General features: G+C 69.4%; 15 protein-coding genes and 2 pseudogenes. 7 read left to right on the top strand and 10 right to left on the bottom strand.

The features are described 5' to 3' along the window. Positions 1-132: 132 nt before the first annotated feature. Positions 133-1095, bottom strand: coding sequence for an LLM class flavin-dependent oxidoreductase (locus tag ACN6LM_RS33825; protein ID WP_445069209.1), 963 nt, complete (start codon positions 1093-1095; stop codon positions 133-135). A gap of 86 nt (positions 1096-1181) precedes the next feature. Between ACN6LM_RS33825 and ACN6LM_RS33820 the strand changes: the two genes are divergently transcribed. Further along, the gene (locus ACN6LM_RS33820; protein WP_445069208.1) at positions 1182-1961 is read left to right on the top strand and encodes a helix-turn-helix domain-containing protein; all 780 of its coding nucleotides are present in this window, start codon (positions 1182-1184) and stop codon (positions 1959-1961) included. On the opposite strand, the gene ACN6LM_RS33815 is transcribed toward ACN6LM_RS33820, so the two are convergent. Continuing rightward, positions 1940-2362: a hypothetical protein gene (locus ACN6LM_RS33815; RefSeq protein ID WP_445069207.1), complete on the bottom strand. Its 423-nt coding sequence runs from the start codon at positions 2360-2362 to the stop codon at positions 1940-1942. The two genes, ACN6LM_RS33820 and ACN6LM_RS33815, sit on opposite strands and share 22 nt — an antisense overlap. Before the next feature lie 562 nt (positions 2363-2924). Here ACN6LM_RS33815 and ACN6LM_RS33810 point away from each other — a divergent pair. Beyond that, positions 2925-3320 carry a hypothetical protein gene (locus ACN6LM_RS33810; protein ID WP_445069206.1) on the top strand — a complete coding sequence of 132 codons (396 nt, stop codon included), beginning with the start codon at positions 2925-2927 and terminating at the stop codon, positions 3318-3320. 196 nt (positions 3321-3516) lie between these two features. Here ACN6LM_RS33810 and ACN6LM_RS33805 read toward each other — a convergent pair whose 3' ends face one another. The 3 genes from ACN6LM_RS33805 to ACN6LM_RS33795 all read right to left on the bottom strand — a co-directional run bounded on the left by ACN6LM_RS33805 (position 3517) and on the right by ACN6LM_RS33795 (position 5569). Continuing rightward, positions 3517-4122: a hypothetical protein gene (locus ACN6LM_RS33805; protein WP_445069205.1), complete on the bottom strand. Its 606-nt coding sequence runs from the start codon at positions 4120-4122 to the stop codon at positions 3517-3519. Between the two features lie 46 nt (positions 4123-4168). Beyond that, positions 4169-4636 carry a hypothetical protein gene (locus tag ACN6LM_RS33800; RefSeq protein WP_445069204.1) on the bottom strand — a complete coding sequence of 156 codons (468 nt, stop codon included), beginning with the start codon at positions 4634-4636 and terminating at the stop codon, positions 4169-4171. Positions 4637-4936: 300 nt separating this feature from the next. Then, complete coding sequence (locus ACN6LM_RS33795; RefSeq protein ID WP_445069203.1) at positions 4937-5569, bottom strand: FMN-dependent NADH-azoreductase; 633 nt, start codon at positions 5567-5569, stop codon at positions 4937-4939. A gap of 119 nt (positions 5570-5688) precedes the next feature. On the opposite strand from ACN6LM_RS33795, the gene ACN6LM_RS33790 reads away from it, so the two are divergent. After that, the gene (locus ACN6LM_RS33790; RefSeq protein ID WP_445069202.1) at positions 5689-6324 is read left to right on the top strand and encodes a TetR/AcrR family transcriptional regulator; all 636 of its coding nucleotides are present in this window, start codon (positions 5689-5691) and stop codon (positions 6322-6324) included. A 315-nt stretch (positions 6325-6639) separates the two neighbouring features. Here the strand turns inward: ACN6LM_RS33790 and ACN6LM_RS33785 are convergent, their stop codons facing one another. Further along, the gene (locus ACN6LM_RS33785; protein WP_445069201.1) at positions 6640-8148 is read right to left on the bottom strand and encodes an eCIS core domain-containing protein; all 1509 of its coding nucleotides are present in this window, start codon (positions 8146-8148) and stop codon (positions 6640-6642) included. A 587-nt stretch (positions 8149-8735) separates the two neighbouring features. On the opposite strand from ACN6LM_RS33785, the pseudogene ACN6LM_RS33780 reads away from it, so the two are divergent. Beyond that, positions 8736-8884: pseudogene (locus ACN6LM_RS33780) on the top strand (IS21-like element helper ATPase IstB); the annotation flags it as partial. A 588-nt stretch (positions 8885-9472) separates the two neighbouring features. On the opposite strand, the pseudogene ACN6LM_RS33775 reads toward ACN6LM_RS33780, so the two are convergent. Continuing rightward, positions 9473-9664 (bottom strand): annotated as a pseudogene (locus ACN6LM_RS33775) (hypothetical protein); the annotation flags it as partial. A gap of 642 nt (positions 9665-10306) precedes the next feature. After that, positions 10307-10966, bottom strand: a complete 660-nt coding sequence (locus ACN6LM_RS33770; RefSeq protein ID WP_445069200.1) for a TetR family transcriptional regulator — start codon at positions 10964-10966, stop codon at positions 10307-10309. Positions 10967-11141: 175 nt separating this feature from the next. Between ACN6LM_RS33770 and ACN6LM_RS33765 the strand changes: the two genes are divergently transcribed. Continuing rightward, the gene (locus ACN6LM_RS33765) at positions 11142-11945 is read left to right on the top strand and encodes an SDR family NAD(P)-dependent oxidoreductase (RefSeq protein ID WP_445069199.1); all 804 of its coding nucleotides are present in this window, start codon (positions 11142-11144) and stop codon (positions 11943-11945) included. Between the two features lie 61 nt (positions 11946-12006). Beyond that, on the top strand, positions 12007-12762 hold the full coding sequence (locus ACN6LM_RS33760; RefSeq protein ID WP_445069211.1) for a glucose 1-dehydrogenase: 756 nt from the start codon (positions 12007-12009) through the stop codon (positions 12760-12762). A 604-nt stretch (positions 12763-13366) separates the two neighbouring features. On the opposite strand, the gene ACN6LM_RS33755 is transcribed toward ACN6LM_RS33760, so the two are convergent. After that, the gene (locus ACN6LM_RS33755; protein ID WP_445069198.1) at positions 13367-13492 is read right to left on the bottom strand and encodes a hypothetical protein; all 126 of its coding nucleotides are present in this window, start codon (positions 13490-13492) and stop codon (positions 13367-13369) included. Between the two features lie 297 nt (positions 13493-13789). On the opposite strand from ACN6LM_RS33755, the gene ACN6LM_RS33750 reads away from it, so the two are divergent. Beyond that, positions 13790-14605, top strand: coding sequence for an SAM-dependent methyltransferase (locus ACN6LM_RS33750; protein ID WP_445069210.1), 816 nt, complete (start codon positions 13790-13792; stop codon positions 14603-14605). A gap of 554 nt (positions 14606-15159) precedes the next feature. Here ACN6LM_RS33750 and ACN6LM_RS33745 read toward each other — a convergent pair. Further along, on the bottom strand, positions 15160-17703 hold the full coding sequence (locus tag ACN6LM_RS33745; protein WP_445069197.1) for a Helicase associated domain protein: 2544 nt from the start codon (positions 17701-17703) through the stop codon (positions 15160-15162). Positions 17704-19237 lie beyond the last annotated feature (1534 nt).

Below are 19237 nucleotides of genomic sequence, written 5' to 3'. Positions count from 1 at the left end.
CCGGCGGCGTCTGGTGCGTGCGATCGCAAGGCGGAGGGTCGCCCCGATACTGGGTGTGTCGGGGCGACCCCGACAACGCGGCGAGCGTGCGTGCCAGGCGCCGCCGGACAGGCGGGACTTTCGAAACACGCCCTAGGTGGAGGCGTGGTCCGCTGCCGCTCGGAGGGCGGGGATCAGTTCGGCGAGCTGTTCGAGCTGGTCGCGCTGGGAGTGCAGGTCCAGGGCACCGAGGCGGGCGACGATGTGCCGAGCACCGGCGGCGACGTACCGTCCCAGCTGCTCGAGTATCTGGTCCGCCGAACCGGTGACCACTGCCTGGATCTCTTCCAGCTGCTCCAGTGGCATGCCGTACGTGGCCCGCGCGTACTCGTCCAGTGTCCGACGGCCGTTCTCGACGTCGTCGTCGATCCGTACAGAGACGAACAGTGCGGGGATGATGTCGTCCGTCTCGCGCCCTGCGCCGGTTGCCGCTTCGCGAATGCTGCGGAGGCCGGACGCGTAATCGGCGGGGTCGGGCGGGTAGGGCAGCCATCCGTCGTACATCCGGCCGGTGCGGGCCAGAGCCGCCGGGGTCGCACCGCCGAGCCAGATGGGCGGGCCGCCGGCTCGGTGCGGCCTGGTCGTGGACGGGATGTCCTCGAACCGGAGGATTTCGCCGTGGAAGGCATCGGCGCCGTCCCACAGAGCCCGCCAGAGCGCGACAGTCTCGTCCAGACGGGCGAAGCGCCTTTCCCACGGCAGCTCGGACAACGTGTAGAGGGGCCGCCCGAAGCGGCCGGGGAAGCCGGCGCCAACGGTCACGACAAGCCTGCCGGCGGACAGCAGGTCGATCGAGGCGAGTGCCTGCGCGGCCTGGACCGGCCGACGAAGGAAGGGCATCAGCGCAGCCGTCCCCAGGGTGACGGAATCAGTGACCGGCGCGAGTGCGGCCAGCATCGTGAGCGCCTCGACCCGCGGGCTGATCAGAGAATCGTTGGCGAAGAGCGAGGTGAAGCCGGCGCGTTCGGCGGAGCGGCCGAAGGCGACCAGCTCGCGAGCGTCGCCGGCAGGGCCCCACTGGGCGGTTCCGGTCGGAAGCAGTACACCGATGTCCATGTCGGCCATGTTCACGACCCGGACGAGAGGCGACAATTCCCTGCGGGGAATGGCCGGGGACCCTCCGCCGCCGCTACAACAGGACTGTGGACTTCCCCCGGACACTGCGTGAGCGTCGTACCCGCCGTCATGTCAGCCAGCTCGATCTGGCGTTGCGAGCGGGCACCACCCAGCGCTACCTCAGCTTCATGGAATCCGGCAGGTCGGTCCCAGGCCGGAACATGGTCGTGCGCCTGGCCGAGTCGCTGGAACTGCCGCTGCGGGAGCGCAACGAGTTGCTGCTGGCCGCCGGTTACGCGCCCGCCTACCCGGAGAGCTCACTGGACGATCCGGTGCTGGCCCCCGTGCGTACGGCGATCGACCACATCCTGCGCGGGCATCTGCCGTACCCGGCGCTGGTTGTGGACAGAGGCGGCGACCTGGTCGCCGCGAACACCGCATTCGACGTGATCACCGAGGGCGCAGCCGAGGAACTGGTGGGCCCGGGCACGAATGTCTACCGCCTGGCCCTGCATCCCGACGGACTGGCTCCTCGTATCCTCAACCTCGCCGAGTGGGCGCGTCACATCTTGGTTCGCCTTGACCATCTCGGGGAGTTGCGCGCCGAGCTCACCGGGTACGTTCCCGACCTGGAGCCGTCCGACGGCCCACTCGGCTTCGCGGTGCCACTCCGCCTGCGGTCCTCCTACGGTGAGCTCCGCCTGATGACGACTGTGACGACCTTCGCCACTGCCATCGACGTGACGCTTGCCGAGCTGAAGCTGGAGGCGTTCCTGCCGGCCGACCCGGCGACGGCCGAGGCTCTCTCGGCCGCCGCCGGGGCAACGACCAGTGCTGCCGTCGCTCAGGAGCCCGGGAACATGTAGTCGGTCTTGATGCGGCCGTTGTCGTCGAGTACGAGGATGTCGGAACCGCCACCCACCGCTTCGCCGGTTGCGGTGGACACCGTTTCCCAGCCGATCCTGACCACGCCATGGAGACGCACTGCCCCGGGGCGCGACCGGAACGTGAACCCCTGCTTCTCAACGAACCGTTCGTAGCTTCGCGCGACACGGGTCTCGATGGCATCGAATCCTTGAGCTTCCAGCGTCGGGTAGTCGAAGCCGAGTTCCGCGGCGGTCTTCCTCATCTCCGCAGGCGGCTGAAGGATATGGGTGCCGTCCTCGGCCCATAGTCGCTCGATGATCGCGCGGCGCTCTGCGGCGTCGCGCACATTCCATTGAGCCATGTAGCGGTCGGCCAGCTGCTGCGGATCGATCCCGATCATCTGCGTCTCCTTGCCCGGGCAGGTCCCTTGTCACCAGATCCTGCGGGACGCGGTGGAGACCGACAATTCCTGAGAGGGAATGGGCTGGTAGGACCGTGAAACTGCCGTTGCCAGCGCCTAGAGGCGCCGGCAACGACTTACTGGCTTATCGGCAAACGAACCTGACGCGGCTACAGCCAGTCCCAGACGGTGCCGGCCTTCCGGGGCCACACGGCCCACAACGGCGACACCGTACCGGTTGAACACTTCCGCCAATGGGGAAAGACCCAGCGGCCGCCACGAGGGCATCAGGGATGGCCTCAGTGAGGCCGAGACTGGTGATCGCAGCCTTCCGGGCCTCGTGTCCCGTCCCCGAGCGTGGGGTGCGGCGCCCACGAGCCGGTGCGACGCCGGCGCAGGAGCGCCGGACTCCACTTCAAGGTCCTGACCGGACGTGAGGAGGAGGCCGGCGTCGTCACCGCCTCCACCCGTCGTTGGGCAAGCGCATACGTCACGGCAGGCCGTGCCGGGCAGCGCCGACTGCACGGGTTCCGGCAGGGCCCGGATGCCGCATAATCGAACGATGTTGGTCGAACTGGTGAAGGTCGCGAAGTTTCCCTGGAGCCCCTGGCTGGCCCAGGTCCGGACCTCGTTCGGCGGGACAGCGGTCCGCTGGTGCGGTGACCAAGCCGCGCAACCGGGCAAGTACCACGTCGAGTGGACGGTCGACGAAGACATCGTCTGGGGGCGGAACGCGAGACCGGCCGACGGAGCAGGACCGGGAGTCCGACCCGGCGGCCACTGCGTCGTCCTGCGTGGACGTCTGAACCTCACCGATAACGGCGCCGCCGTACTGGACTTCGATGGCTCGCAGATTCTGCTGGACCTTGCCGGCCCGCTGCCCGAAGGTACTGACGGCACGTGGGTCGAACTCCACATCGAGCGCGAGAAGATCGCCCTCCACCCGTACGAACTCTGAACCGGAGGCGGGCGTGGGACCTGAGGGCGTCGCTCCCGGCAGTCCCGGTCTTCGTCGACCGCGTTCCCGGCCTCCGGCACGCCGGGCAGCGGCTTGCGCCGCTTCTGCAGCGCCCCGGTGCGCCGTGCCTCCTCCGCTGTCGCGCGCAGCCGGCTCGGTGGTGTCGCGGCCGACGCGCTTCGAAAGCGTGGGCTGTTCAGCCGTTTCCTGCGGCGTTCTGCCGGCGCAGGTCCGCGTCGAAGGACTGCGAGGTGCCGTGTTTCCCGTACAACGCGAAGTATCCGAGGGACTTCCCTTCGCTGATACGGCTGGTGCTGTCCGCCGCTGCCTCGAAGGTGAGGGTGTCGTCGCCGTCCCGCATGATCACCGCGCCGAAATGGTTGTTCCACCGACCGGGCGCGTCGCTCAGGTTCACGTAGTGGTTCTGGCCGACCGCGGGTTCGGCCCGCGCTTGTTGCAGCTCACCCATCCTGGTGCCGAGCAGCCTCTGCGCGGCGGCCTGGCAGTCGTTGGGCATCGTGATGAGGAGGTCCTGCATCACGCGCTCCGGTTCCCGGGAGCCGGCGTACTCCATGACGATCACGCCGATGAGCCGCCCCGCCGTCTTCAGGTAGTCGGCCGGGTCGAGCAGCGGGTTCAGCGGGACGTTGTCGGCGGCCCACGTTGCTCCCAGGTTCTCCATCGCGAGTGCGAGCAGTCGTTGGTGCACGCTGTTGACGCTGCCGTCGCTGGGACGGCCCCCGCCCGCCAGCCTGGCGATGTCCTGGAGAAGCAGTCCGAGTGCGGCGGGCGGCCGAACCACGCTCCGCCGGTAGGAGTCGAGCTTCGTCTCCCTGTCCTGCGCGCTCTCACCCGCGATGGGCTCGTGTTCGCTGTCCGCCTGTCCGCCTGTCCGCCTGTGCGGCCTCGGCCGCCTCCCTCGACGCGAAGACAGGCAGCACCCGGTGCAGCACCCGGCCGCCGACCACCACCTGGCGGCCCGCTTCGAGGCGGATGCGGACCTGCTCCGACGCGGCCAACGCCGTGTTCGCCGACGCGATCAACTCCGCTTCCGCAAAGGCATCCTGGCGGCCGGAGACCGCGATCCTTCCGTTCTGTGAGATCCGGTCGTACGACGCGGTGTCCGCGATGTCGCGCTCCGCGTCCGGCTCGGTGTAGCGCTGTACGGGGGCGCCGGTCAGCGCACGGGTGACCGCCGCATTGCCGAAGCTGCGTTGCAGGGCGGCCAGCCGGGGAACTGGGCCGGCGGGCCGCCTGCTCACCCCTGCTGCCCGCTCGGGCAGCGGACGCTGCTGCGGCAGCCTCGCGTGCATCACGTCACCCACATTCCCGGCCGCCGCCGGGCGGCCCTCACCGTCAAACGCTCGGGCCCGGCGGCGCGAGAAGAAAGGCCGCTCGGGGAAGACCAGGGGCAGCGCCCCGTGCCCGCGCAGGCCGGGACGAGCACCTTCGGCCAGCCCCTTTCAGCCGGGAACCGAACAGCACCCGGCGGGGGCCCCGGAACCCGGCTGCTCGGCTCCCTGCTCACCGCACGCGGCAGGCGCGACGACCACGCCGAGAACCCGGCGGCGGGGAACCCGGCCACCCTCGTGATCGCGTCAGCCGCAAGGGCCGCGTCAGTTGCCGGCCAGAGCGAGTCCGGCCTCGCGCGCCTGCTCCTTGGCGGCGGTGTGGTGCTGGTCCGCGAGATCCCGCAACTGCTCCATGGCCGGTGTGGTGGCAGCCAGGGTCAGTTCGCGCTTGACCAGGGTGAGGTCGGCCTGCCACACGTCGCGGACGATGCGCTCGAGGTACGAAGTGGAGTGGTCCCAGCCTTCGCGCGGCGTGCCGGGGCCGTAGCCGCCGCCGATGGTGGTGATCAGGGCGGTGGGCTTGCCCTTGAGCACCGGGTCGGTGGGGCCGGCTCCGGCGATCACGAGGTCGACCCATGCCTTGAAATGCTGGGATACCCCGAAGTTGTAGAACGGCACCGCGAGTACGACCGCGTCCGCGTCGCGCAGCTCATTCACGAGTGTGGCCGCGAGAGCCGCAGCATCGCGCTGGGCCGGGCTCCGGTCCGCCTCGGGGGTGAACCCTGCCGTGGTCGCCAGGGCCCAGGCATCGGAGGGGAGGGGATCCGTGGCGATGTGCCGTCGCGTCACCGTGGCGTTGGGATGCGCGGCAGTCCACTCGGCCTCGACCAGGGAGGCCAGTTCGGTGCTGGCCGAAGTGGCCGGAAAGATGCTCGCGTCCAGGCGGAACAGGTTCATGGTGGCACTCCTCAAGAGCAGTCGTAGAGGGCGCGCGGCCGAAGACCCGGAGTGGGACCTCCTCCGCCGCCATAAGCGGACTGTACCCCGTTTAATGTGAGGGGCGGTAGATTGGACCGGTGAACGGATCCCTCATCCCTCTGGGCCGGCCCCGCCCCGAACGCGCCGATGCCGTGCGCAACCGCGAGCTGCTCCTGGCTACCGTCCGGGAGATGATGGCCGACGGGGGCGCCTGCAGCGTCACGATGGACGCCCTCGCCGAACGCGCCGGCCTGGGCAAGGGCACTGTCTTCCGGCGCTTCGGCACCCGCGCCGGCATCTTCCGCGCCCTGCTCGACGCCGAAGACCGCGCCTTCCAGGAACGGGTGCTCTACGGCCCGCCTCCGCTGGGTCCGGGTGCGTCGGCACTCGACCGCATGGTCGCCTACGGGAAGGCCAGGATCGCCTTCCTCCTGGACCACCACAGCGTCGCCCGCGCCGCCCTCGACCGGAACCAGCCCGTTCCCGCCGGCCCGGCGTCGATCACACGCGTGCACCTGCGCGTCCTGCTGGGACAGGCCGAGGCCGATCTCCCCGACCTGGACAGCCTGGCCGTCCAGCTGACCGGCGCCCTCGAAGGCCCCCTCCTGCTGTTCCTGGCCATGCCCGAGACCGACAGGCCCCTCTCCTCGGCCGAAGGCCGCCCACTGGCCGACAGCTGGAGCGTCCTCGTGCACCGCCTGTTGAGCGCCCCACCCGACCGCGGAACCGGCTGACCGGAAGCGCGGTCACGGGCCCCACGGGCAAGGTGATGACGGCGCAGGCGTTTCACCGGGGCGTGGGGGCCGTCCGTGCACAGCCCGGCAGCCAGTCGGCCACCGAAACGCATGTCACCGGGGGTGGCACGCGCCCGGTGACCTGCGTTTGGCCCCTTCGGATCCAGCGTGGTGGTGAGGGGCGGGCCGATCAGGCGGATGCCTGTGTGCTCGATGGTCCGGTGCGGCCGGGCACGGTGACGGCGCCGGCCGTGCGGTTCGGTCCGCAGCCGTTCGTAGCCATGAGCAGAAGCTCGAGCGGGTGACGCCGACGATCTACTTGGTGGAAATCGTGACTTCCAGTTCGATCATTTCCTCGTTGTTTCGGCCGCAGCCGTTCTGCAGAGTGGTCGCTATCTCCTCGAATGAGGTGCACGGGAGAATGCCGGTCTCTTCCGTCTCGCAGACCATCACCTGCCGGCCGTTGTTGTCGCGTTTCAGTCGTACACCCATGTGGTGGGTCGGCGTCTCGATCCGCGCGTAGTGCTCCGCGCTGCCCTTGCCCTGGGAGAAGTGCGTTGCGTGCATGATATGGGCGGCCAGTTTTTCCCCTGCCTCATCCACCGTGCATTCGATTTTCTTGCGGGTACCGGCCTCCCAGGCGTCGTAGGCTTTCGGAGCCACCGTCGAGTCACCGAGCAGGTCGTGCACGTCCCGGTATCCGGCCTCGGGTTCGAGGCTGCGCATGACGTTCCAAGCCGTGTTGACGGCGATGACGACTTCTTTCACCTCGTCGCCCACGTCGCCGACGCCCCTGGCCTGCAGCAGCTTCGCCAACTCCTTGAGGTCTCCAGCGACAGGCTCGCCCTGGTTCCCCTCGGGCTGCCAGGCAACCAGTGCCTCCCACATCGGCTCCAGCCACAATGGATCCTGCTGGTGAATTCTCACCCAGCCGCCGCAGAGCCCGTTCAGTTTCAGTTCCCCGAGCCATTCCTGCATGCTGGCGGCCGCAGCAGTATCCAGACGGCTGCCGTAGATCAACTTGCAAACGTAGCCCATCCGCTCCTGGACCTCGGCCTGGTTCAAACTGAGCGAGCGCCCCCCGGCCTGAGCGTCCGCTGGTCCGGCCCCCGGCTTCCAAGGATCTTTCTTTTCCTTGCTTCCTTTGTCACGGGCGCGCTGGACCGGAGCGGAGGCAGTGGTGCCGCCGGTCAGCGCCGCCGTGGCCGGACGGGGCACGGAGTCCTGTGCCGACTCCCTCATGACCCTGGTGGCCATCGCCTCGGCTTCGCGCTCAAAACGGTCGGACGGGTCACTCAGGCTCAATCCCGTGCCGCTGTCGGCTCCGGCCACCGGGCCCCGCCGCTGCTGGATCACATGAGTGAGTTCGTGGGCCAGCGTGTGCTCGTCGGCTCCGCCCCTGCCGATTGCCACGTGCTCGCCGGAGGTGTAGGCACGGGCGCCGATCTCTGCGGCCGAGGTGTGTGCTGCGGAGTCGTCGTGAATACGGACGTCGGAGAAGTCCGCGCCGAATCGGGCTTCCATCTTGGTGCGTATGTCCTCATTGAGAGGGCGGCCCGGAGTACGCAGGACGTCATGGACGGCGGAGCGTTGCACGGCGGGCTGCTCGGATGGGGCAAGGTCCTGTCCGGCGGAGTGCCAGGACCCCTCCTCGGCCCAACGGTGTCCGGCCCGGCGAAGCATCTGGACCACGGCGGCGTTCCCCATGGTGGCCTGCAGAGGGAGAAACTCCGGCAGCGGGGCGCGTGGTGCGGTCTCGGGACCGCGCGCCGCTCTGCGGGCACGCTCGCTTCCGCTGGTCTTGAGGTTCTCGTGGCTGCGCAAGGGACCTCTTCCGTTGTAGGCAACTCGGCCTTTTCCTGCATACGCGATGAGGGAGCGGACGGGCCAGGTACTTCTGGGCAGTATCGCCCGGCCGCTGAGACAGGGGAACGGTGCGCACGGGGCAACGGAGGAGACGGCGCAGGCCGCGAGCGCGGCACCGGCGACCGTGAGGCCGGCTCCGTCAGCAACGCCGCTGCCTCGGCCGCCCACGGCTGCCGGCCCCGACGGCTCGCCCCGAGCCCTGCCGCGGATGTCGAAGGTCGAGCTGTACGCGGCGATCCGGCGTGACCACCGTGGCAGCCTGCCGATCGGGAGCGTGAGCGCAAGCACGGCGTGACGTGGCGGACGGTGCGGAAGGCGTTGGACTCGTCCTGGCCGGAGCCGCGCAAGAAGCTGCCGCCGCGGGCGGCCGGGTGGACCGCTACAAGCCGGTGATCGACGAGATCCCGCGGGCGGACCTGGACGCGCCGCGCAAGCAGCGGCACACGGCCCCGGATCTTCCGCCGACTGGTCGAGGAACACGACTCCCATGTCTTCTACGGGACGGTCCGCTACTACGTCGCGGCCCGGAAGCCCGAGATCGTGCTTGGACCAGGACCTTCACCGCCGCTTCCGCCTCTGCGCGGCCATCGCCGACCGGCTCACGTTCAACGGCACCATCATCGAGACCGGCACCGACTCCCACCGCCTCGCCGGCACCCGGGCCCGAGCCGAGGAGCCGGCCAAGGCCAGCTGAACCATCCGAGTCCGCCCCCCCTGCGGAGGGGCGGACTCGCAGCCAGGACATCTGGGCCAGCCGTGAGACCCTTTCGGTGAGCAGCGCGGTGCGCTCGGGCAGGTGTGCGTCGAGGACCGCGTGGAAGCGGCGCAGGAGGTCCGTGGTGGGTCCGTGGACGCGGTTCTGCCGTTCGAGATCGGCGAACGCATCAGAGATCTGCGGCGGCACGTCCTGCGTGGTTGTGGTGGCCGGCTCGCCGGCGCCGGCACAGGAGTTGGGACCGCTCTCGCACTTCTTGGGTCCGGGCTGGGGTGCGGGCGTGAGCTGTCGGAGCAGGGCGATGGCTGTGGGCACGGTCTCGGCGTCGATCCCCGCGGGGGAGCAGCGTGCCTTGTGGACCAGGGCGGCCAGACGGATGTCGGGATCTGCCGTCGTTTCGCCGGCCATGGTGTCGAGCCACGTCGTGGCGGAGGCACGTGCTGCCGGCAGTCGCAGCGCCAGGTCGGCCATCGTCCGGACAACCAGCAGCCGCTCGACGATTCCGCGTTCTGCGGACAGCCGGTCACGCAGGAGCGTGACGGCTTGCACGGCGTCTTCGAGGATGCGGCCGAGGCATTCGATCGACGGCCGGCGCACGGAAGGGTCGGGGTCGTTGGAGCGGGAGATGAAGATGTCGGCGCGCTCGCGTATGAAGGCCAGGCTGTCTGCGCCTGCGGTGGACTCGGTGCCGTCCGGTGCGAAGTAGAGGCCGTCGCTCCGGTCGGCGGATTCGCGGCCGATGCTGAGCACAAGCTGCATGACGGAGGCGCGGTCGGGGGTTGCGGCGTCGTCGGCCATGGCGAAGAGGAACGGCAGGCTGGCCGCTGTACAGGGATACACGTCACCCTGGTGATGGGCCGCGTTGTAGAAGCTGTTGAACGCCTTGTCCCGGGTTTTCGGGTCGGGGGAGGCCATCGCCCGCAGCCTATGGGGACTTCGGTGGCCGGGCCGTAGGCGTGGCTCATTGATGACCAGTCGATGCTGTCCAGTTCGTTGATCACGGGCTGCACTCTGCCGGAGGGCACTGACACTGACCTCCGGCGCCCGGCACGACGAGCACTCGACGCCCAGGGCCGCCCGGTCGAGACCCGATTCGCCGCCACGTTCCGCCCCGGCGCTCCGGCGGTGCCGCGCGCCGAACGGGCCACGTTCTTCACCCGCAGGTCTTCGAGCGCCGCCTGCGCGAACCGCATGACCAGCCGCTTGGACAGCCGGTGCTGGATCGAAGCACGCCGCCGCGCGACCGCCCCGCGAGGTGCGTGACCTGGTCCCGGGCCTCCCACCACCCCGCGCTCTCACGGCGCCCACCGCAGCCCGGTGGGACGGACTCCGCCGTTTGCCGCAGCGAGGGAGCATGCCGGACGTCATCCTCCCCGGGAGGCCGTGAGGGGCCTGCCCTGATCAGTGCCGCCGGGCGGCGTCGTCCTCGTCCTCCGCCGTGACCGTGCCGCCCAGGAGGCGCCGCAGGCAGCGCACTGCCAGGTCGGCGGGGGAGCCCGGGCCCTCGGTCGCCGCCTCGGTGCCGGACCAGATCTCCAGGGCGATCCGGATGGCATCGGTGGCCGCGGCGGCGACCAGGCGCACGTCCATCGGGTCGCGCCGGCCGTCCGTCAGCCGGGCGATGACCGGGACGAGCAACTCCTCCGATTCCTGGTTCACGCGGTACCAGACGGCGCGCAGAGCGGGATCGTTCGCCGCAGCGCGCAGCAGGCCCCGTGTGCGCAGGAGCGCCTCCGTGGCCTGGGGGTCCGGTGTGGCCAGCGCCTGTTCGACCGCGCCGCGCAGGGCCGGCCCCAGCGCGGTGCCCGGCGGCGTCTCGGCCAGCAGCGCACGCCACTCGTCGGCGCCGACCGTGAGCAGTGGGCCGACGGCGTCCTGCTTGGAGCGGAAGTACCGGTAGAAGGTCCGCAGCGCCACCCCCGCCCGCCGGGCGATCTCCTCCGCCGTCGTGGCCTCCGGGCCCCGGGTGGCGAAGAGCTCGGCCGCTGCATGCGCGATGTCGAGCTGTGTGGCTGCCTTGCGGCGTTCGGTCAGCGACGGGAATGGTGGCTCGGTACTCACCCCAGAAGCGTACGGCCTGCGACCACCCGGAGGCACACCGTGACGTAATGGCAAAACGTGCCACCTAGGCGTACGGTGACGCGGAAGGCAAGGGCGTCGGCGGCCGGGACAGGCCGAGACAGGCGCCGAAAAGGGCCTGGCCGACATCGTCGGCGGGCCGAGTAGGAGAGCGCACATGACCCACGAGAACCACTCCCTCCGCTACGACGGCCGTCGCGCCCTGGTCACCGGCGGCGGATCGGGCATAGGCCAGGCCACCGTGCTGCGCCTGCTCGCGGAGGGCGGCACCGTCGTCGCGGCGGACGTCAGCGAGTCGGGCCTGAAGGACACCCTGGACAAGGCCGGCGGCCACGCGGAGCGGCTCACCACGCTCGTAGTCGACATCGCGGACGAGACATCGGTGCGCGAGGGCATCCGGGCTGCGACCGACGCGCTCGGCGGGCTGGACGTCCTCGTCAACGCGGCCGGCATCCTGCGCTCCTCACGCACCGAGGAGACCAGCCTGGCGGACTTCACCCGTGTCCTGACGGTGAACCTCGTCGGCACGTTCCTGGTGATCCGCGAGGCGATCCCGGCGCTCCTGCAGGGCGAGGGCGCGGCCGTCGTCAACTTCAGCTCGACCTCGGCGGCTTTCGCGCACCCCTATATGGCGGCCTACGCCGCGAGCAAGGGCGGCATCCAGTCGATGACCCACGCGCTGGCCTCCGAATACGCGAGCCGCGGCATCCGCTTCACCTCCGTGCAGCCTGGCTCCATCTCCTCGGGCATGACGGACGGCAGCGGGGCCAGCGGCCAGAGCGTCGGCCCGGGCCTGCCCGAGGACGCCGACATGAGCCTGTTCGCGAAGCTCTCCCCGGCGCTCGGCCAGGGATTCGCCGGTCCGGAGACGGTGGCGTCGGTCGTCGCGATGCTCGCGTCGGAGGACGGCCGGTTCATCACCGGAACCGAGGTTCGCGTCGACGGCGGCACCCACTTCTGATCCGCGCGACCCCACCGGCCCCTGGAACGGAGCACACCATGCACGAGTCCCCCACCACGACCTGACCGGCAAGAACCTGATCATCACCGGTGGTGCCCGAGGCCTGGGCGCGGAGACAGCCCGGCAGGCGGTGGCCGCCGGGGCCCACGTCCTGATCACTGACGTCCTGGACGAGGACGGGGAGCGTACGGCCCGCGAACTCGGCGGCCGCGCCCGCTTCCTGCACCACGACGTGACCTCGCAGGAGGAGTGGCGGCGGGCCGCCGACTTCGCCGTCGCCGAGTTCGGCGCACTGCACGGCCTGGTGAACAACGCCGGCATCTCGACCGGCAGCCTGCTGGAGTCCGAGTCCGTCGAGCACTTCCGCAAGGTGCTCGACATCAACCTCACGGGCGTCTTCATCGGCATGAAGACCGTGATTCCCGCACTGAAGGAGGCCGGCGGCGGATCCATAGTCAACATCTCGTCCGCGGCGGGCATGATGGGCCTCGCCCTCACGGCCGGCTACGGCGCCTCCAAGTGGGGCGTCCGCGGGCTCACGAAGATCGGCGCCGTGGAGCTGGGCACCGCCCGCATCCGCGGGAACTCCGTGCACCCGGGGATGACGTACACCCCGATGACCGCGGCCACCGGCATCGAGCGGGGTGAGGGTAAGTACCCCAACACGCCGATGGGCCGGGTCGGCGAGGCCGACGAGATCGCCGGCGCGGTCGTCTTCCTGCTCTCGGACGCCGCGTCCTATGTCACCGGGGCTGAACTCGCAGTCGACGGCGGCTGGACCACGGGCCCGACCGTCGCGTACGTCATGGGGCAGTGAGCGCGTACAGCGGATGAGCACCGCACGGCCGGGGGCGGGTGCCGAGGGGCCGGACCATCTGGCCAACCGCTCACGGAAGACGGAGAAGGCGAAGGGGCGCACGCCGTGGCTGGAGCGGAACCGAGTGTTCCGGCTGTGGCGGCGGGAAGCGGATTCCAGTGGTCGTCGCAGCACGCGATCTCTGACGTGTGGCTCAGGCGATGGAGCAGTCGCCCGGGGGCGATCACGCAGCCGGGCGACTGCTCCGCCATGGGGGAAGGCTGAGCGCGTCTTAGCCGGGTGCGATCCGGGCGGGCCGGACCGCTGCCCGCCTCATGTTCCAGCGGCACCCCGGCCCGTGGGCACTCGCCTTCGACCATGCCAACCACAGCGCCGCCCGATTCTGGCCCGGCGTGGTCGCCGGCGCCGCCGACGGCCCCGTTCAGTGTGAAGAACGCCATCCGCCGGATGCCGCGTACTCAGGATCTTGGTTGCGGTTCCGGATCGGCGGCGGGTAGGGGCGGGTGAGGACGGCCCATCCCTCGCTCTCATGCCCGGCTCGCCCGGAGCGGCCGTTCCCGGTGTCTCATGAGGCACCGCGAAGTCGGCTGTCGGGCCGGTTGCTTCAGCTGCCGCAGGCGCAGTCGGCCGCTGCCTGCACCGCCTCGGTGGCCTGGCCGGTACTGGAGCAAGGATCACGGGCCGTGTTGAGGTCGGTGACATTGCCGAGGGCGCCCGCGTCGGCTCTCACGACGTATACCTCCCACGACCCTCGCGTTCGTCCTTGGGATCTTACGGAACTTCAGGGCCCGCCCATCCGGCCTGCCCGCCCGACTTCGCACACCGGTGGGGAGTGGACTGAGCTGGCTTTTCATCCTCTCGCGCTACGCATATCCGCAGATGACCACCGCCGACGGGGCCTCGTGCGCCAACGCCTGACGTGCCGACGGCACTGCTGCCGGAAGGCGTACCGACAAGGGAAGGCGCAGCCGTCTTCTTCTAGGCTGGTGTGGTGACTGATGAGCCGAAGTGGGTGCAGCCGTCGGGAGTGTGGGCAACGGCGGTAGGGGTGGCCAGAGTGCGGGCGCTGGAGTCCGAGCGGGAGAACGCACTGTTCCGCGATCCGCTGGCACAGGCGTTCGCCACCGCCGGCGGCCTGTCGCCCTCCTCGCCGCCCCTGACCGGTGACGAGGCCGCGCGCCGCCGCCGGCTTGCGGTGTCGTTCTCCATCGTCATCAGGACGAAGTTCCTCGACGACCTGTTGCAGCAGGCTTCCGCGTCCGGGGTCCGGCAGGTCGTGCTGCTCGGCGCAGGCATGGACAGCCGGGCCTTTCGGATGGGGTGGCCCGAGGGCACCCGCCTGTTCGAGGTCGACACCGCTGCGCCACTGGACTTCAAGGCTTCGGTGCTGCGTCAGGAGCGGGCCGTCGCACGCTGCGAGCGGATCACCGTCACGGTGGATCTGCGGGAGGACTGGCCGGGCGCGCTGGCCGCCGCAGGGCACGACGCGGCCGCGCCGACCGTATGGATCGCCGAAGGGCTGCTGATCTATCTGCCCCAGGAAGCGGTGGAGCTGCTGCTGGCCAGGATCAGCGCGCTCTCGGCGGCAGGCAGTCGATTGGGGCTGACGTTGGGCACGCGCGGCGTGATCGAGCGCTTCGGTGCGGATGCTGTTCCGGGATCGGCTGCGTCCATGTGGGTTTCCGAGATGCCGGACGACCCGGTGGGCTGGCTGAGCGGGCACGGCTGGAGGGCCGACAGCCACACCCTGCGTGAGCGCGCTGCCGCCTACGGCCGCCCGATCAGCACCCCTCCGCAGCGTGAGGAACGGCCCGGCGGACTGATCTCGGCGGTCCGTCAGTAGACCTCTCCAGGCGGACCAACTGGTCGGAGCAGTGCAGCCGCCAGGTGAGGTACTCCGTGTGGCACGCCACTTGTCCCGCGAAGGCAGGGAGCCGGAGCCGACCATGGTGCTCAGCCCGTCTTGCTGTCGGGCTGCTGACCCTGCCGCTGTGGTCGTACCAGTGGCGGCACCGGCAGTGACCACTGCCGTTATTGCATTCAGCCCCGTCTCAGTCGGCCCGTTGAGCGGTGACGTCCATGCGAAAGAGCGTCCGGGACCCGTCCCCGGTATGTGCTTAGAGGAGGCAGGTGAGCCCTTCTTCAGAGGCTCAGGCGCTGAACGCTTCAACGTTCAACGCAGACGTCATGGCATAGCCCACCCTTGCGTCACCTGGGTCAACGGATCGGCGAAGCCGGACATGGGCAAGCTGGCCGCGTGCCCGCCCGAAGTGCGGCAGCCGCCCAGGTCGTCGTTGACTCGTCTGGCGGGGTGGGCGGGACAGTTCGTTCCGGACCGAGGCCCCGGTTCGGCGGAGCCGGCCGCGAGAGTGGTGGCCGCGGTGATGATGGGGCCGGTCATGTCCATCGCATGCCGATGGCGGAGAGCTGCTCGACCCGTTCCGGGGAGAGCGTCGCGGCTCTGCTGCGCTGGTTGCTGATCCACGCCCCGAGCCGGAACTCCCGCGCCTCCTGGCTCTCGTCGACAGTCCGTTCGACGTGCTTTCTCGGCACTCGCAGGTGTCCTTCGCGTTGATAGTACTGTTTGGCGGCTTGGTAGTTCATGGACCACTTATCGGCCTGCGTTCGTGGAGGGGGCGGCTTCTCGTCCTCGGCTGCGGGGGTGATTCCGAGGATGTGTTCGCACAGCCATTGCTGCACGGGCGTGAGTCGCTCCCAGCCGAACCGCACGGACTGTACCCAGCGGCCGAGGTCCTCCCCCTGGACCATCACCGTCCGCGGCCCGACGGGCAATGGGTGGCCGGCTTCCAGGCGGTGCCGGGTGAGGTGGAGGCAGCGTTGCCATTCCACGGGCCAGGCCGGGCACCAGGCCGGATCGATGTCCTCCAGGTGTTCGCGGCGCTCGTCCGACAAGGCCCCGGCCGACGATTGAACCGGCAGCCCCTTGGCACGCCGTTGCTCGTGTGCGGCGGCCCTGCGGGCGGCGGCCCGGGCGTTCTTGAGCCAGATCCCAACCCGGTAGCCTTGGAACACGGCGTCGGTAGGGGCGAGGAGATGGCCTGCCTCGGCCGCCCATCCTCGTGCCGCTGCGAGTCCGTCTTCCCAGGCGACGTCGTGGTGCGACCAGACCATGCCCAGTTTCTCAAGCTGTGCGACGCGGTCCTTGTCCATGTTGCCGCGGGTGTAGAAGCGGCGGGCGTCTGTGGTCCACTGGCCGAGGGGGAATCCGGCGAGCGATGCCGGCCACACCTCCACCTCGTCGCCCTGCCCCTCCCCGAAGTGACCCTCCTCGGTCTCGTTGTTGTCGGTGTTGGGTACGCGGTAGGTGAAGGGCACCTTCAGGTCGCCGTGAAGCCGGTGGTAGATGCTGGCGGCCTCGACACCGCGCCGCCAGTGCTCGTTCTCCGGGCTGAGGACCCGGAGGCTGATGAACGCGGCCAACTGGGCCGGATCGCGCGGCACGGAGAACTTCAGCAGCTCCCGCGCCGGCATCGACGGACCGTCCGTCTCGCCCTTCTCGGTCCCGCTCTCGTGGTCCTGCGCGGTTTTGTAGGCGCTGGGTGCCTGTGGCTCGGCGAGATGTTCCACGACACGAGCGTCGTGCGCCCTGAGCGCTTCCAGGAGCTTCGCGAGCCCGTGGTACGCCCGACTGGTGAGCATGTTGTCGACCGTCTCACCTGGCCCCAGCAGCACCGGCACCACGAGTGAGGCGATCTTGCCCTCGCCGGGCTGCATGCGCAGTGCACGGCCGACGGCCTGGACGAGGTCGGGCATGGAGCCGCGGACGTCCGCGAAGTACACGGAGTCGCAGTTGCGGGTGTCGACCCCCTCGCCCAGTACCTTCACCGACCCCAGGAAACTCTTCTCCACGACGGTCCCATCCGTGGCAATCCCCGCCGCGAACTCGTCGAGCACCCGGCGCCGCTCCAGCGGCCTGTGCTCCCCGCACAACCACTCAGCCCAGATGGTGTGCGGGTACAGCTCCGGTTCCGCGTCTTTCAGTTTCGCGGCGACGTCGGGAAGGCCGGCCGCGAACGCCTCGGCCTCGCGGACCATGTGGTGGAAAATGAGCGTGCGCCTAAAGCCTTCCTCCGCGGACGTCTTGAGCAGGGCAGTCTGGAGTGTGGCGAGCCGGGCCCCGCGAATTGCATCTGAACGGCCCTCCAAGCCGAGGAGCTGCGCGGTCTGGAGCTGGGTGTCGGTGATGTCGACGCAGACGACTTGGTACGGGGCACAGATGCCCCTGTCCACCGCCTCGGAGAGGGTGAGCGTGTACGCCCTGCTGCCGAAGGGGCCCTCGGGATCATCCTCCATGCTCGCGACCAGTTCGGTGGGCGCTCCGCGGCCGGCGTCCTCGTCGAGCTGCCACAGACGCGGCGTGGCGGTCATGTAGAGCCGCCGCAGGGCGGGGATGCGGGTGTTGTCATGGACGACGGCCCACGGCTTCCCGATCCGGCCCGAAGTTCGGTGAGCTTCGTCCACGACGATCAGGTCCCACCCTGGCAGGCCCGTGGCGTGGGCGTGCTCCAATGTGCCCAGCCCGAGCGAGGCGTACGTGGCGAACACGGTGATCTTGTCGAACGGCCGCACCCACTCGACGAGCTCTTCCGCGTTGGTGCTGTTCGGAAACGAAGTGTCTTCGCCCTGCAGGGATGAGACCCCGATCATCGGGCCGGTTCGGCCGGCCTCTCGCCACGCGGCCTCGGTTTGGGTGAGCAGGTCGAGAGAGGGGACGAGGACGAGTACGCGGCCGGCGCGGAGCTTGTCCGCGCTGCGGGCCGCGACCCGCGTCTTCCCGGACCCGGTCGCCATGATCACCTGGGTCCGGAGCCCTCTTTCCGGCGCGAGCGACCGCGGTGGCAGTTCGAGAGCGCGGACAACCGCCTCGACAGCCTCCTGCTGCGCTGCCTCACGTGGGTCAGTGTGGCCTCTGCTCGACATCTCGCCTGCCCTCTCCTGATGACGTGGTCCCCCGTGCTCCCTCCAAGCGGCGGAGAGCAGTTCACCCGCACCGGGAGGAGGCATGAGACCTGAGGATGAACCGATACGACCGGCCCACTCTGCTCGAGCACCCGCGGAGCCGTTGCAACGGCTCCGAGTCTCTCCCGGAACGATCAGCGTTGGGGTGTCCTGAGTCCATAGATTATCTCTAGTAAAAAAATGAAGCACACGGGCGCACTGGAGTCAGCCGGCATCTACTCACGCGGCCCTGGCCCTCCCGCTCAGCCAACTTGCGCGTCGGCTGCGGATGAGCGGCAGGGAGGAGGGGGGGGGTGCCCGGGATATCAGGGGGAACCTGCCCTGTGATGAGGGAGGCGGATATGAGACGGCGTTCTGATTCCTATGGACCGCCTGAGTGGTCCAGGCCGGGCCGGCGTTGGGCTCGGTGGGTGTACTGGCCGATGCTGGGCATCAGCGCGGGGTTACTTGCATGGAGGGTGAGTGACGGCGCCGGCACCGGTCAGGTCGTGGTGGCTGGGGCGCATGTCCTTTTCTGGGTTTGCCTTTTGATAGCCAATCAATCCGCACGCCATCGGCAGTGTGCACGCAACCGGAGTCATCCTTCTCACTGAGAGCCGGACTGGGCCATGAGCCACTGGAAGCGCAGCCGGAAGGGCCCGCAGCGGGGAGCCGAAACAGGCGGGCTGGAGCGAAGCGAACCCCCTGAGAGCGCCAGGAAGGAAGTGCGCGTTGTGTCTGCGCCTGTTTGGATTGCGGTTGGAGGGTTGTGACTATCGGGGGCTGCGTGTGCTCGGTTTTTTGCTGGAGCTTGTTGTCGGTGGGGCGCTGGGCTGGGGTAATGAGACGCGTAAAGCCAGAAAGAAGGCTCGGGGTTTCGCAGAGGGGGTGGAGGTGAGTTTCGTGGCCTGCGTGCTGGGTGACCGTTCGTACTGCCGGGATGAGGCGTTGGTTCACCTCTGGGCTACGAGTTCTACGCTTCATGTCACTCCTACGGAGTTCAGCGATCCTCATCGCGGGCCGCTTCCTGCAGCGCAGTTACAGCTGGTTCGAGTCCGGTCGAAGAACCGTACAGATTCGAGGTTGGTGCAGTACCGCTGGCAGGTGGCCGAGTGCCGCGACGGAGAAGCTGTGGTGCTGGTCGGGTGCTCACCAGATTCGATGCGGTACTTGACAGCTGTTCTGAACGCCGAGGGCACCGGCTAGAGAGATGGCGTGGTAAAGGGGAAGTCTTGCCCGGGGCTACAGGGTCGGCCCCGTCACGCACACCCCACAGCACCCGTAGCCAGCTGCCCGCTAAGCGGGCTTCTTGGTCCGGGAGTGAAGCGGACGGGCCGGGGTGGAGCGAAGCGGAACCCCTGATAGGCCGCCACGAAGTGGCGGCCTATCAGGGCATTGCGAAGCGAGGCCCGTTCACTGCGTTCACGGAGCGAAGCGGAGGGAACGCCCGCGCTTTGCGCGGACCGGGGAGCGAAGCGAGCCGGTTCACAGCCCTCTGGAGCGAAGCGGAAGAGAG

This window comes from Streptomyces sp. SAS_281 (genome assembly GCF_052542855.1).
This window is presented reverse-complemented; position numbering and strand designations above follow the sequence as displayed.

Excerpts from the sequence above, each read along its gene's own strand:
- ACN6LM_RS33825 (WP_445069209.1), bottom strand. The coding sequence starts at position 1,095 with ATGGACATCGGTGTACTGCTTCCGACCGGAACCGCCCAGTGGGGCCCT.
- ACN6LM_RS33815 (WP_445069207.1), bottom strand. The coding sequence starts at position 2,362 with ATGATCGGGATCGATCCGCAGCAGCTGGCCGACCGCTACATGGCTCAA.
- ACN6LM_RS33810 (WP_445069206.1), top strand. The coding sequence starts at position 2,925 with ATGTTGGTCGAACTGGTGAAGGTCGCGAAGTTTCCCTGGAGCCCCTGG.
- ACN6LM_RS33795 (WP_445069203.1), bottom strand. The coding sequence starts at position 5,569 with ATGAACCTGTTCCGCCTGGACGCGAGCATCTTTCCGGCCACTTCGGCC.
- ACN6LM_RS33765 (WP_445069199.1), top strand. The coding sequence starts at position 11,142 with ATGACCCACGAGAACCACTCCCTCCGCTACGACGGCCGTCGCGCCCTG.
- ACN6LM_RS33745 (WP_445069197.1), bottom strand. The coding sequence starts at position 17,703 with ATGTCGAGCAGAGGCCACACTGACCCACGTGAGGCAGCGCAGCAGGAG.